The 12,300-nt window shown below is 73.3% G+C and carries 11 protein-coding genes and 1 riboswitch; of the genes, 3 read left to right on the top strand and 8 right to left on the bottom strand.

The annotated features are described in order from the left end of the window. Positions 1 to 38 precede the first annotated feature (38 nt). Entirely contained in the window at positions 39 to 1,193 is a 1,155-nt protein-coding gene (locus ACWGH0_RS27595; RefSeq protein ID WP_453406966.1) for a glycosyltransferase family 4 protein, read from the bottom strand. 98 nt (positions 1,194 to 1,291) lie between these two features. Between ACWGH0_RS27595 and ACWGH0_RS27590 the strand changes: the two genes are divergently transcribed. Next, entirely contained in the window at positions 1,292 to 2,542 is a 1,251-nt protein-coding gene (locus ACWGH0_RS27590) for a glycosyltransferase 87 family protein (RefSeq protein WP_453406946.1), read from the top strand. 15 nt (positions 2,543 to 2,557) lie between these two features. Here the strand turns inward: ACWGH0_RS27590 and ACWGH0_RS27585 are convergent, their stop codons facing one another. From ACWGH0_RS27585 to ACWGH0_RS27565, 5 genes are all read right to left on the bottom strand, one after another. Beyond that, entirely contained in the window at positions 2,558 to 3,799 is a 1,242-nt protein-coding gene (locus tag ACWGH0_RS27585) for a hypothetical protein (RefSeq protein WP_453406945.1), read from the bottom strand. A 55-nt stretch (positions 3,800 to 3,854) separates the two neighbouring features. After that, a complete protein-coding gene (locus ACWGH0_RS27580) occupies positions 3,855 to 4,931 on the bottom strand; it encodes an NlpC/P60 family protein (protein ID WP_453406944.1) in 1,077 nt (358 codons plus the stop codon). Positions 4,932 to 5,185: 254 nt separating this feature from the next. After that, positions 5,186 to 6,214 (bottom strand): NlpC/P60 family protein, encoded by a 1,029-nt coding sequence (locus ACWGH0_RS27575; RefSeq protein WP_453406943.1) that lies wholly within the window; start codon positions 6,212 to 6,214, stop codon positions 5,186 to 5,188. Positions 6,215 to 6,521: 307 nt separating this feature from the next. Beyond that, entirely contained in the window at positions 6,522 to 7,883 is a 1,362-nt protein-coding gene (locus ACWGH0_RS27570) for an NYN domain-containing protein (RefSeq protein WP_453406965.1), read from the bottom strand. A 31-nt stretch (positions 7,884 to 7,914) separates the two neighbouring features. Next, the gene (locus ACWGH0_RS27565; RefSeq protein WP_138895206.1) at positions 7,915 to 8,157 is read right to left on the bottom strand and encodes a hypothetical protein; all 243 of its coding nucleotides are present in this window, start codon (positions 8,155 to 8,157) and stop codon (positions 7,915 to 7,917) included. A gap of 140 nt (positions 8,158 to 8,297) precedes the next feature. Here ACWGH0_RS27565 and ACWGH0_RS27560 point away from each other — a divergent pair, with 140 nt between their 5' ends. Next, entirely contained in the window at positions 8,298 to 9,008 is a 711-nt protein-coding gene (locus ACWGH0_RS27560) for a rhomboid family intramembrane serine protease (protein WP_453406942.1), read from the top strand. Then, complete coding sequence (locus tag ACWGH0_RS27555) at positions 9,005 to 9,286, top strand: Lrp/AsnC family transcriptional regulator (RefSeq protein WP_005318592.1); 282 nt, start codon at positions 9,005 to 9,007, stop codon at positions 9,284 to 9,286. The genes ACWGH0_RS27560 and ACWGH0_RS27555 overlap by 4 nt, the downstream gene beginning before the upstream one ends. Positions 9,287 to 9,381: 95 nt before the next feature. Here ACWGH0_RS27555 and ACWGH0_RS27550 read toward each other — a convergent pair whose 3' ends face one another. Continuing rightward, positions 9,382 to 10,743: an aminotransferase class V-fold PLP-dependent enzyme gene (locus tag ACWGH0_RS27550; RefSeq protein ID WP_453406941.1), complete on the bottom strand. Its 1,362-nt coding sequence runs from the start codon at positions 10,741 to 10,743 to the stop codon at positions 9,382 to 9,384. 160 nt (positions 10,744 to 10,903) lie between these two features. Beyond that, positions 10,904 to 11,020: riboswitch (SAM riboswitch) on the bottom strand. A gap of 104 nt (positions 11,021 to 11,124) precedes the next feature. Then, positions 11,125 to 12,189, bottom strand: a complete 1,065-nt coding sequence (gene trpD / locus ACWGH0_RS27545; protein WP_453406940.1) for an anthranilate phosphoribosyltransferase — start codon at positions 12,187 to 12,189, stop codon at positions 11,125 to 11,127. Positions 12,190 to 12,300 lie beyond the last annotated feature (111 nt).

The following is a 12,300-nucleotide window of genomic DNA, read 5'->3' as shown; positions in this document are numbered from 1 at the left end:
CCGGGGCCCGCTCCCGCGTCCGTACGGCGGCAGGCGCGTCAGAGCAGCGTCCTGAGCTTCTCCGCCAGCAGGTCCCAGCGCCACTTCTCCTCGACCCACTGACGGCCGCGCTCACCCATCCGCCGCCGCAGCTCCGGGTCCTTGAGCAGCGTCACGATCCGGTCGGCCGACTCGTCGGCGGCGACCGCCGCGGGAGCGCCGCGCACCACCCACCCGGTCTCGCCGTCGAGTACGGCGTCGGGCGCGCCGCCCGAGTCCCCCGCCACCACGGGCAGCCCGGTCGCCGACGCCTCCAGGTAGACGATGCCGAGCCCTTCGACGTCGAGGCCGCCCCGGCGGGTGCGGCACGGCATCGCGAAGACGTCTCCCGCTCCGAAGTGCGCCGGCAGCTCCTCCCAGGGCACGGGCCCCGTGAAGCGCACGGAGTCCGCGACGCCGGTCTCGGCCGCCAGCTTCCTCAGGTCCTCGGCGTACGGCCCGCCGCCGACGACCAGCAGGACCGCGTCCGGCACCTCGCGCAGGACGCGGGGCATCGCCAGGATCAGGGTGTCCTGGCCCTTGCGGGGCACCAGGCGGGACACGCACACCACCACGGGACGGCCCGCCAGGCCGAGGCGCTCGCGCACGGCCTCGCCGCCGGAGCCGGGATGGAAGGTCTTCTCGTCGACGCCGGGCGGCAGTTGGACCATGCGCGCGGCGGCCTGCGGCGTGAGCGCGGCCGCTATGCGCGAGCGCGTGTACTCGCCGAGATAGGTGATCGTGTCCGTGCCCTCGCCGATCCTGCGCAGAAGCTGCCGGGAGGCCGGCAGCTGGGCCCAGCCCGCCTCGTGGCCGTGCGTGGTGGCGACGATCCGGCGCGCGCCCGCCCGGCGCAGCGCGGGGGCCATCAGGCCGAGCGGGGCGGCCGCCCCGAACCACACGGACGCGCAGCCGTGTTCGCGCAGCAGCGCGGTCGCCCGCCGGGTGACCCGCGGCGTCGGCAGCAGCATCGTCGTCCGGTCGCGCACGACGGTGAACGGCTGCTCGGCGTCGAAGGCGGCGGTGGCCAGCGCGCCCTCGCGGCCGCGCTTCCAGGTCGAGGCGTAGACGACGACCTGCTCGGGGTCCAGGCGCAGCGCCATGTTGTGCAGGAACGCCTGGATGCCGCCGGGGCGGGGCGGGAAGTCATTGGTCACGATCAAGGTCTTGTGCATCGCCGCCGACAGTACCGAACGGCCGAGCTCCTTGGCTCGGGCGGCCGGGCCCTGCATCATGTCTCCCTCAGCCATGCGGGAAACGGACGAGGGTGGTCATGACGGGCGCAGGCCGGACAAAGCTCATCGCCGTGTGGGTCCTCACCCGGGCCGTGCTCCTGCTGTGCGTCTTCAAGGTGCTGTCCGTGCCGGGCCCCGACGTGACCAGCGACGTCTCGGTGATCTACCAGGGCTGGTACGAGATCCTGCGCGCCGGCACCTTCCCGCTGGACGACATCACCTGGCAGTACCCGCCCGCCGCCGCCCTCGCGGTCCTCTCCCCCGCCCTGCTGCCGTTCCTCGGCTACGCGACGGCCTTCTTCCTGCTGGCCTGCCTCGCCGACGCGCTCGTCACCGGTCTGCTGCTGTACGCCGGACAGCGCCCCGGCAAGCGGCTCGCGGGCGCCTGGGTGTGGGTGGCCGGGGTGCCGCTGCTCGGGCCGACGGCGTACGCGCGCTACGACGTGATGGTGACCGCGGTCGCGGTGGCGGCCCTGCTGGCGGCGGCGCGCCGCCCCCGGGTCCTGGGGGCGCTCGCGGCCTTCGGCGCGCTGCTGAAGGTGTGGCCGGTGCTGCTGCTCGCCGGCGCCGTGCGCGGGCGGGCGAGCCGCGCCGCGTGGACGGCGGCGGCCGTGACCGGGGGCGCTCTGGTGGCGGTGTTCTGCGCCACGATGCCGGGGGCGCTCGCCTTCCTCACCTTCCAGCGGGACCGGGGCACCGAGATCGAGTCGCTCGGCGCGCTCGTCTTCCACGCCGCCCGGCACTTCGGGTGGCGGGGCGAGGTGCTGCTGAACTACGGGTCGGTGGAGTTCGTCGGCCCGTACGTCCCGCTCGTCAGCTCGGCGGCGATGGGCCTGACGGCACTGGCCTTCGGGTGGCTGCTGGTGTGGCGGCTGCGGGCGCGGGCGTTCCGGGCGTCGACGCCGTGCGACGCGGCCTTCGCGGCGGTCCTGCTGTTCACCACGACGAGCCGGGTGATCAGCCCGCAGTACCTGCTGTGGCTGGTCGGCCTGGCGGCGGTCTGCCTGGTCTTCCGGGGCAGCCGGATGGGGCGGCCCGCGCTCCTGGTGCTGGCCGCGACCGGGGTCACGTGCCTGGAGTTCCCGGTGTGGTTCTCGCACGTCGTGACGAGCGACGGGCTGGGCGTGCTGCTGCTGGTGGTGCGCAACGGGCTGCTGGTGGCGGCGACGGTGAGCGCCTGCCTCCGGCTGTGGCGCGACACGGTGCCCGGCCGCCGCACCCGCGACCCGAACGCGCTGCCCACGCAGCGGGCGGGGGCGGCCCAGGACCCTGAACTGCTGGCGTCCTGACACCGGGCCGGGACGTCAGGCCAGCCGCTGCCGTACGTACTCCCGCCACCGCGCGGTGAAGTCCTCCGGCGTCGTGTCCAGCACGCCCGCCATCGCCTTCTCCACCGCCCCCGCCCGCCGCTCGTGGCCGCCCACGGCCCGGTAGAAGGCGGTCAGCTTCTCCTCGCCCCAGTCCCGCGCGATCAGCTCGCACGCCAGCCACCCGCCCTCGTACGCCCGGGCCAGCGCGCCCGTCTCCCCGCCGAAGCCGAAGTCCCGGTCGGCCGGGAGGGCCGCGGGCGGGCTCCCGGCCTGTACGGCAGTACGCAGCGCGGGGGCGGTCTGCGCCGCCGTGCGTCCCGTCCCCCGGTACGCCGCCCAGTCCGCGAAGCCCTCGGAGAGCCACATCGGGGTGGCGGCCGAGGTGTGCGCCCGGGTGGCGACGTGCGTCGACTCGTGGACCAGGACGATCCGCTGCCCGAAGTCGCCCAGCGCCGCGTACGCCTCCGGATTGACGATCACCCGGTCCGCGGACGCCTCGTTCCGGCCGCCCGCCGAGCCGGTCGTGACGGCCGCTATTCCCCGGTATCCGGCCGCCGGGTCCCCCAGCAGCGAGGCCATGCCGTCGAGGGAGGGCGGCACGAGGACCACCAGCCGGCGGGACCATTCACCGCGCCAGGCCCGGTCGACGGCCGGCACCGCCCGGTCGGCGGCCTCGGCGACGGCGCGCAGCCGCCGCGCGTCCTGGCCCGCGCCGAGCACGAGGCTGCGCGCGCCGCGCACGGCCGTGACCCTGCCCTGGTCCCAGAGCCGGCCTCCGCCGGGGCGCTCCGGCCGCTCGGCGGCGACGTACCAGCGCCCGTCCCGCCGTACCAGGTCGAGCCGTTCGGCCGTCTTCACCGGGGCCTCGTCGTAGCCGGCGAAGCGGTACCGCAGCTCGACCCGCGCGGTGGCGCGTCCGGTGTCCGTACGGTCGAGGCCGGTCAGCCGGTACTGCCAGGACCCCAGCGGCACCTGCGCGAGGTTCGCGAACTCCGCTCGTTCCGCCGCCCTCAGCCGCGCCGCCCGGGGGTCCAGGTCCGCCAGGTAGGCGGCCTCGTCGCGGGAGAGGAGCGCCGCGGCCCTGCGGTCCAGCGCGCGCTGGATGTCCCGTGCGGCGGTGTCCGCGGGCTCGCCCGGCGTGGTGCACGCCGACGTGGCGGCGGACACGACGAGGAGCGGTGCGAGGACGGGCCCCGCCCACCGCCGCCACCGGGTACCGCGCCACCGACCAGCCACCCGGCCGATCGTACGGGCAGGCCGCGGGCGACGGGCAGGGCCCGGTCGGGGCCGCTCAGACCCGGGTCACCGACGAGATCGGCATCATGCCGACGGGGTCGTAGCGCACCGGGGCCCCGGGGTAGGGCGCGTGCACCACCTGGCCGTTGCCGACGTACATGCCGATGTGGCTGGCGTCGTCCCGGTAGGTCACCAGGTCTCCCGGCTGCGCCTGGGCGAGCGGGACCTGCCGGCCGGCGTACCGCTGCGCCTGCGAGGTGCGCGGCAGGGAGACGCCGGCCTGGGCGTACGACCACTGGGTGAGGCCCGAACAGTCGAAACCCGACGGGCCGTTGGCGCCCCACACGTACGGCTTGCCGACGGCGCCCTGCGCGGCCTGCACGGCCGCCGACGCGCGTCCGGAGACGGGCCCTCCGGTGGGGACGGGCGGCGTCGCGCCCCGGTCGCCGGACCGCGAGGACCGGCCTTCGAACTCCTCGCGCTCCTGCTCCGGCAGCGAGTTCAGCAGCCGCCGCGCCTCGGCGAGCTTGTGCTCGACGACGCGCTTGTGGCGGGCGACGGCGGCCCGGCTGCGCTCCAGCTCCCCGAGCTTCACGGACGCCTCCGCGCGCCGGCGGCCCAGGTCGCGCTGCGCCGCCTTGAGTTCGCCGAGGGCGGCGACCTGACGGGCGCCCATGCGGTCGAGGGCCGAGGCCTTGGCGAGGTAGCTGTCGGGGCTCTCGGACAGCAGCAGGGCGAGCGTCGGGTCCAGGCCGCCGGCCCGGTACTGTGCCCCGGCGACCGCGCCGAGGGCGCCCCGCATGTGGTTGATGCGCTCCTGGCCCCGGGCGGCCACGTCCTGGGCGTGGTCGACCTGTTGGCGCAGCCGGTCCGCGAGTTCGTCGGCCTTGTTGAACCGCTCGGTGGCCCGCTCGGCCTGCTCGAAGAGCCGGTCGACCCGCGCCCGGGTGGCCGTGGCGGTGTCCGGGGACGACGCCGACGCCGGGGCGGCCGATGACGTGTCGCGGGGGTCGGCGCTCGCCGGAGCCGAAACGAGCGCCGCCGCCGCCGTCGCCGCGGCGGCGGCGGACAGGACCGTGACCCGGGCGCTCTGCGTGAGGCCGGACTGTGAGGGACGCCGGTGGGTCGCCACAGGAGCCGCACTCCTTCCGCTGCGGGCAGCCCCCTGCCGCCCGGACGGGCGGACCAATGGACCGGGGAGCTGCGCGAGCAGACAGTAGCGGTGCGATCACGCGGCGGCCAAAAGCCCGCGCCGGGCGCCGTCGGGCGCAAATACCGGCGCCCCACCGGAGAACCAGGTCACCGGTGGGGCGCGGCGGTCAGCGGAAGGTGCCGGAATTCGCCCGAACGGGCGGTGTGGGCAACGGCCGTGAGGATCGGCGTTCGTCAGATACGCACACCGAACTGGAAGGAGCCCAGGTAGTCCATCGACTCGTAGCGCACGACCGTGCCCGGCTTGGGGGAGTGCAGCACCTGGTTGTTGCCGGCGTAGAGGCCGACGTGTGCCAGGTTGTTGAAGAACACCAGGTCGCCCGGCTTCAGCTGGCTCTTGCTGTACAGCTTCGTGCCGTCGTTGTGCTGCGTGAAGGTGGTCCGGCTGATGGCGACGCCGGCCTGGCCGTACGCCCACTGGGTCAGCCCGGAGCAGTCGTACGCGTTGGGGCCGGTCGCACCGGAGATGTACGGCTTGCCGATCTGGGTGGCGGCGGCGCTCAGCGCGGCGGCTCCCCGGCCGGAGGCCGGCTTCTCGTTGCCGAGTTCCACGCGCTCGGTGGCCGCGCGGCTGGCGCGCTGCTCCTTCTCGCGCATCTCTTCCCGCTCGGCGGCGGTCAGCGTGTTCAGGAGCCGCTGCGCCTCGGCGAGCTTGCCCTGGAACTTCTTCTTCTTCTCGCCGAGTTCCTGGCGTACGTCCTCGAGGTCGGCGAGCTTGTCCGTCGCCTCGGCGCGCTGCTGGGCGAGGATGCGCTGCTTCGCCTGGATCTTCTCCAGCGACGCGGCCTGCTTGGCGCTGAACTGGTCGACGGCCCCGGCCTTGTCGAGGTACTCGTCCGGGTCGGCGGAGAGGAAGAGCTGCACGGAGGGGTCGATCCCGCCGGAGCGGTACTGCGCGCTGGCCACCGAACCGATGGCGCCGCGCAGTTCGTTGAGGTCCTCCTGGCCGCGGGCGACCTTGTCCTGGAGGTTGTCGACCTCTTCCTTGAGCTTGTCCTGCCGCTCCTTGGACTGGTTGTACTTCTCGGTCGCGGCCTCGGCCTCGTGGTAGAGCTTGTCGACCTTGGCCTTGACCTCGCTCTTGCTCGGCTTCGGGTCGGCCTGAGCGGTCTGGGAGGTGAGTGCGACGGCTGCGGCTGCGGTCGCGGTGAGCACGGTCACACGAGTGCGGCTCGGCTGCTTGGGACGACGGTGGGACGCCACGAAGGCGAGCTCCTTCTTCCTCGAGCCGCCTACCGGGGTCGGGGACGTGAGCCCCGGCTCCACGCTTCGGTTCCCCCGCGGAAATGGACCGAATTGCATGGACTCGGCGGTACCTTCGCTGACACCCCGGGTGGGTGATCAACCGTTCGAAGGTTCGAGGGCAGACCTTAGTGACCTTCTTGTGATCAGTTCAAATCCTCATGAGTAAAAACTCACCCAGTGGTCACAATCTTTACTCTTATCCCACCCGCAGTGACCACGACTTGACGGTACGTTTCCCCAAATCGGGCATAGGGCCGAGAAGTTACTAGACGCGCGAAAGCCTCTTGAGCAACAATGCGGACGCGACGGGCCTGGCGCCCGATCTGGCGACGCCGTCGGCCACTTCGCGGTCGGTGGAGGCCACCACGACGGGCCGCCCCGGCGGTTCGGCGCGTACGAGCTGCCTGATGAGCTCGTCCGCCGTCACGCCCGGCTTGCTGAACAGCACCCGCACTCCGCGCGGCGGCGCGAGGAGCACCGGCGCCACCAGCTCCGCACCGTCGAAGACGCACGTCACCTCGGCGCCGGTCTGCGCCGCCAGCATCGAGAGGCCGCCGAGGAGCCGCAGCCGCTGCTTGTCGAGCGGCATCTGCGGATAACCGGTCTTGGTGACGTTGTAGCCGTCCACGACCAGGTGGCACTGCGGCAGTTCGAGCAGCTGGTCCAGGAGCGCCGGGTCGCTCTCGGACAGCGCCCGCGCGGCGATGTCCTTGGGTGTCATACGCCCCGGCTCGACCGCGTCGACCGTGTCGGCGGGGTGCACGGAGGCCGGCGGCAGGGCCAGTTCGCGGCGGAGCCCCTGGGCCGCGTCCAGCACCGTGTCGAGCAGCAGCCGCACCCGCATGTCCTCGATGCTGCGGCCCTCGCGCACGGCCCTGCGGCTCGCCTCGACCGACGCCTCCGCCTCGCCGAGGCGGGCCCGCAGCCGCCGTGCCTCGCTCTCGGCGGCGGTCACCCGGGCGGCGGCGTCGGACTTCACCGTCTCGGTCTCGGCGTTCGTACGGCGCAGGGCCGCCTCGCCGCGCTTGACGTCGCTGAGCGCGCTGCGCAGTTTGCGGCTGAGCACGTCGGCCTCCTTGCGGGCGGCCTCCAGTTCGGTGCGCAGCCGTTCGGTCTCGCTCTTCGTCTGCTCGCGCGCTTGCGCCAGTTCCTCGCGCAGCCGCTCCAGCTCGCGCTGGGCGGCCTCGTCGGCGCGCTCCGCGTCGGCGCGCAGCGCCTCCTCGCCTGCGGCGGCGACCAGTTTGACCCAGCCGACGGGGCGCAGGACGTACGCCGCCGCCGCCACGTCCACGGGGTCGGCCGCCGCCGGCGGGGAGCCCGCCTCCAGGGCGCGGGCCAGCTCCGGCTGCGCCTCGCGCAGCCGCTCGCCGATGCGCTGGCGGAACAGCGTGTCGCCCTCCAGGGCCGCGGCCATGGCGTTGCCCGCGAACTTGGCGCGCCGGCTCGGGGTGAAGCGGGCGTACTGCCTCAGCTGGGCGGGAAGTTCCGCGACCGTCAGCCCGCCGAAGGCGTCCGAGACCAGGGCGACGACCTTGTGCCGTACGCCTTCGGGCAGCGGGCGGTCGAGCACCTCGGCGGCGTCCCCGGCCGGGCCGGCCGGTTCACCGCCGCTTTCATGCTCCACAATCCGTCACCCCACTACTCTCGGGCCGGTCCCCTCAGGAGCCGGCGCCAGGCCTGTCCACCAGTTCGATCTGGTCCACCGCGTTGCACCAGCGGCAGCGCACGGACTCGATGGTCTCACTGACCACCTCGCGTTCCTCGACCTTCGACTCTCCGGCCAGGTCGAGATGCACGTACTCGATCACCTTCGACGAGCGGGTCACGTCGAAACGTGTGAGATTGCCGCACAGGGCGCAGCGCCACCGGGTGTCGGCAGTCGGCAGGGGAACCGTCGTCATCGTGCGTCCTCTTTCGTCGCGCCTACTGCCCGTAACCCTACGGCCTTACGGGTGCCCCCTGCGGCGGACCGTCCACGGTGCGGGACGGGGTCCGGCGAGGCGCTCTGTCCTGCCCGGTCCCGTTACGGGATGATCTGGTCATGATCAATTGGCGGGAAGCGGCCCGAGGGCCCGTGGTGACGTACGGCGCGATCGGTCTGTGCTGCCTGATCTTCGTCGTCGGCCCCCTCTCGGGCCTCAATCCGGGCTACGGCACGGGGGACGTGCTCCTCGCCGCGCAGAGCGGGTACTTCGAGCGGTGGGGCGTGATCCCCGACGAACTGCTGAGCAGCGGCCCGCCCGCGCTCGCCACCCCGCTGACGGCCCTTTTCGTGCACGGCAGCTGGCTCCACCTGCTGGGCAACATGCTGTTCCTGTTCGTCTTCGGAGCCATGGCCGAGGAACGGATGGGCCACCTCCAGTTCGCCCTGTTCTACGTGGGCTGCGGCTACCTGGCCCTCGTCGTGTACGCCGTCGTCCACTCCGACTCGGACCAGACGCTGGTCGGGGCCTCGGGGGCCATCTCGGCGGTCCTGGGCGCGTTCCTCTTCCTCTTCCCCAGGGCGCGCGTCACCAGCCTGTTCCCGTTCCTCTTCTTCCTGCCGCTGCGCTTCCCCGCCTGGATCGTGCTGATCTTCTGGTTCGCGCTCCAGTGGGTGGCGGCGCAGCGCGCCGGGTCGGGGCCCGGGGTGGCCTACCTGGCGCACGTGGCGGGGTTCTGCGCGGGCTTCCTCTACGCCTGGGGGCGCGGTCGGCGTACGGATAGAGTGAGGACCCCAGCGCCGGCCACCGAGGGAGAAAGCCAACCGTGATCACCGCGATCGTGCTCATCAAGACCAGCGTGGACCGGATCCCCGAGATCGCCGAGTCGATCGCCGCGCTGGACAGCGTCAGCGAGGTCTTCTCGGTCACCGGGACGTACGACCTGATCGCCATGGTCCGCGTGGCGAAGCACGACGACCTGGCGGACGTCATCCCCGGCCGGATCAGCAAGATCCCGGGCGTCGAGGGCACCGACACGCACGTCGCCTTCCGCACGTACTCGCAGCACGACCTGGAAGCGGCCTTCGCGATCGGCCTCGACGCGTAGCAGCCCGGCCTCGACGCGTAGCGGCCGGCCGCGGCGGCGCGTGCGCACCGGCGCGGCCGGGCGGGCCGGCCGACGGGCCCGAGGGCCCGGGGCGGTCAGACCGCCGGAACGCAGCGGCCTTCCTCGGTGCGGTAGTTCCACTTCGCACCGTCCCTGACCAGCTCCTTGACCGCGCCGACGAACCGCTCGACGTGCTCGTCGGGCGTGCCGGCGCCGAAGCTCACGCGGATCGCGTTCAGCGACCGCTCACCCGGCTCCGCCTCCGGGGCGCCGCACTCGCCCGGATCCTGCGGGTCGCTGCCGAGCAGCGTGCGGACCAGCGGGTGCGCGCAGAACAGGCCGTCCCGTACGCCGATGCCGTACTCGGCGGAGAGCGCCGCGGCGAAGTGCGAGCTGTTCCAGCCGTCGACGACGAACGAGATGACGCCGACGCGGGGCGCGTCGTCCCCGAACAGGGAGAGCACCCGGACGGCGCCCACCTCGGCCAGCCCTTCGCGCACCTTGGCCACCAGCCGCTGCTCGCGCTCGACCAGGGAGTCGAAGCCGGCCTCGGTGAGCGCCTTGCAGGCGGAGGCGATCGCGTAGACGCCGATGACGTTGGGCGATCCCGCCTCGTGGCGGGCGGCCGTGGTGTGCCACTCGACGTCCACGCCGCCGTCCGCGCGGCGGGCGACCTTGCGCGAGGCGCCGCCGCCCGCGAGGTACGGTTCGGCGCTCCGCAGCCAGTCGGCACGGCCCGCGAGCACGCCGGAGCCGAACGGGGCGTACAGCTTGTGCCCGGAGAAGGCCACCCAGTCGACGTCCAGCTCGGCGATGTCCAGCGGGTGGTGCGGCGCGAGCTGCGCGGCGTCCAGCACGATGCGCGCGCCGTGGGCGTGCGCGGCGGCGGCGAGTTCCTTCACCGGCCACAGCTCGCCGGTGACGTTGGAGGCGCCGGTGACGCACACCAGGGCGGGGCCGTACGGATCGCGGTCGGCCAGTGCGCGCTCCAGCGTCTCGACCGCCTGGGCCGGAGTGCGGGGCGCGTTCAGGAAGTTGACCCGGGCGTCGCGCCAGGGCAGCAGCGACGCGTGGTGCTCGGTCTCGAAGACGAACACCTGGCAGTCGGCGGGCAGGGCGGCGGCCAGCAGGTTCAGCGAGTCGGTGGTGGAGCGGGTGAAGACGACCTGGTCGTCGTCGCGGCAGCCGAGGAACTCGGCGACGGTGGCGCGGCTGTTCTCGAAGAGGTCCGTCGACAGCTGCGAGAGGTAGCCGGCGCCGCGGTGCACGCTGCCGTAGTACGGCGCGTACGCCGCCACGTCGTCCCACACGCGCTGGAGGGCCGGGGCGCTGGCGGCGTAGTCGAGGGCGGCGTAGGTGACCTCGCCGCCGGTCACGAGCGGCACACGGACATCGTGGCCGAGAACGGGCAGAGGTGCACAAACAGCGCGGTCGGCGGCAGCGGTGGAGACAGACATGGCGAACTCCCGTGTGGGGCAGGCGAATTCACTGCGCCGGCGAGAACGCGGCAGCGCAGGTGAAGAGAAAAGGGTGTGCGGAAGTGGGGCTTCGAGCCCTATCGCATTCGCTTGCTCACGAGACTGCTCCCTTGAGGACCAGGACCCCAGGGTGTGCAGGGGTCCGCGCTTGCCGTGGACCTTTCTGTCCACGACCTGGTCTTCACCCGGGGCACCCCGCCACGGACGGAGGGTTGCCGGACAGCAAGCCGGGGCCAAAACGCTGTCACTCATGACCTGTCAAGCATCTTGCCACAAGATCGGGACGACGCAAGGCGCGGTCCGCCTCTTGAGACCCGTAAAGGGGCCGGGGACCGCGCCTCGCCTCGACGGGAACCGCGCTCAGGCGTTGCTGGCCGCCACCCAGCGCTCCAGCGCCGCGCGGGCCGCCCCCGAGTCGATCGACTCGGCTGCCCGGGCGATCCCGGCCGCGAGCTGATCGTTCAGCGACGCGTCGGACGGATCGAGGGCGACCAGCGCCGCCGCCGTGTTCAGCAGCACCGCGTCCCGCACCGGACCGGTCTCACCGGCCAGCAGCCGCCGGGCGACGTCCGCGTTGTACGACGCGTCCGCGCCGCGCAGCGCCTCGACGGGCACGATGTCCAGGCCCACGTCGCGCGGGTCGAAGGGCTGCTCCGCCACCGCTCCGTCCCGTACGGTCCACACCCGCGAGGTCGCCGTCGTGGTGAGCTCGTCGAGGCCGTCGTCACCGCGGAAGACGAGCGCGGAGTTCCCCCGTTCGGCGAGCACGCCGGCCACGATGGGGGCCATCCGGGCGTCGGCGACACCGACCGCCTGGGCCTTCACCCGCGCGGGGTTCGTCAGCGGGCCGAGGATGTTGAACGTCGTCTGCGCGCCCAGCTCCTTGCGCGCCTTGGCGGCGTACCGCAGGGCGGGGTGGAACTTGACGGCGAAGCAGAAGGTGATGCCCGCCTCCTCGGCCACCTCGGCGACACGCCGGGGCGTCAGCTCCAGGTTGACGCCGAGCTTCTCCAGGACGTCGGAGGCGCCGCTCGCCGACGAGGCGGCCCGGTTGCCGTGCTTGACGACCTTCGCGCCGGTGCCCGCGACGACGATGGCCGACATCGTGGAGATGTTGACCGTCTTGGCCAGGTCGCCGCCGGTGCCGACGATGTCGACCGTACGGCCCGGCACCTCGATGGTGTTGGCGTGGGCGTACATCGCCCGGACCAGACCGGTGACCTCGCCGACCGTCTCCCCCTTGGCCCGCAGCGCGACCGCGAAGCCGGCGATCTGGGCGTCGGTGGCCTCGCCGCTCATGATGCGGTCCATGGCCCAGGCCGTGTCGTCGGCGGAGAGGTCCTCGCCGCGCAGCAGGGCGTTCAGGACACCCGGCCAGGAGCCGGCCGCCACGCTGTCGCCGCCAACCGGGGTCACCACGTTCATGGTCCGCTCCAGGGTCCACAGCCAGTAAGGTTCGCTCCTACCCTATCCAGCCGGGCGGACAGCGAAGAGCCCCGTCCGACGAATGGACGGGGCTCCCGCTGTGGCGACCTG

The organism is Streptomyces sp. NPDC054887 (assembly GCF_053610585.1).
Note: the sequence above shows the minus strand (reverse complement) of the source record. Positions and strands in the feature narration are given on the sequence as shown.

Excerpts from the sequence above, each read along its gene's own strand:
- ACWGH0_RS27550 (WP_453406941.1), bottom strand. The coding sequence starts at position 10,743 with ATGTCTGTCTCCACCGCTGCCGCCGACCGCGCTGTTTGTGCACCTCTG.
- ACWGH0_RS27590 (WP_453406946.1), top strand. The coding sequence starts at position 1,292 with ATGACGGGCGCAGGCCGGACAAAGCTCATCGCCGTGTGGGTCCTCACC.
- trpD (WP_453406940.1), bottom strand. The coding sequence starts at position 12,189 with ATGAACGTGGTGACCCCGGTTGGCGGCGACAGCGTGGCGGCCGGCTCC.
- ACWGH0_RS27565 (WP_138895206.1), bottom strand. The coding sequence starts at position 8,157 with ATGACGACGGTTCCCCTGCCGACTGCCGACACCCGGTGGCGCTGCGCC.
- ACWGH0_RS27595 (WP_453406966.1), bottom strand. The coding sequence starts at position 1,193 with ATGCACAAGACCTTGATCGTGACCAATGACTTCCCGCCCCGCCCCGGC.
- ACWGH0_RS27560 (WP_453406942.1), top strand. The coding sequence starts at position 8,298 with ATGATCAATTGGCGGGAAGCGGCCCGAGGGCCCGTGGTGACGTACGGC.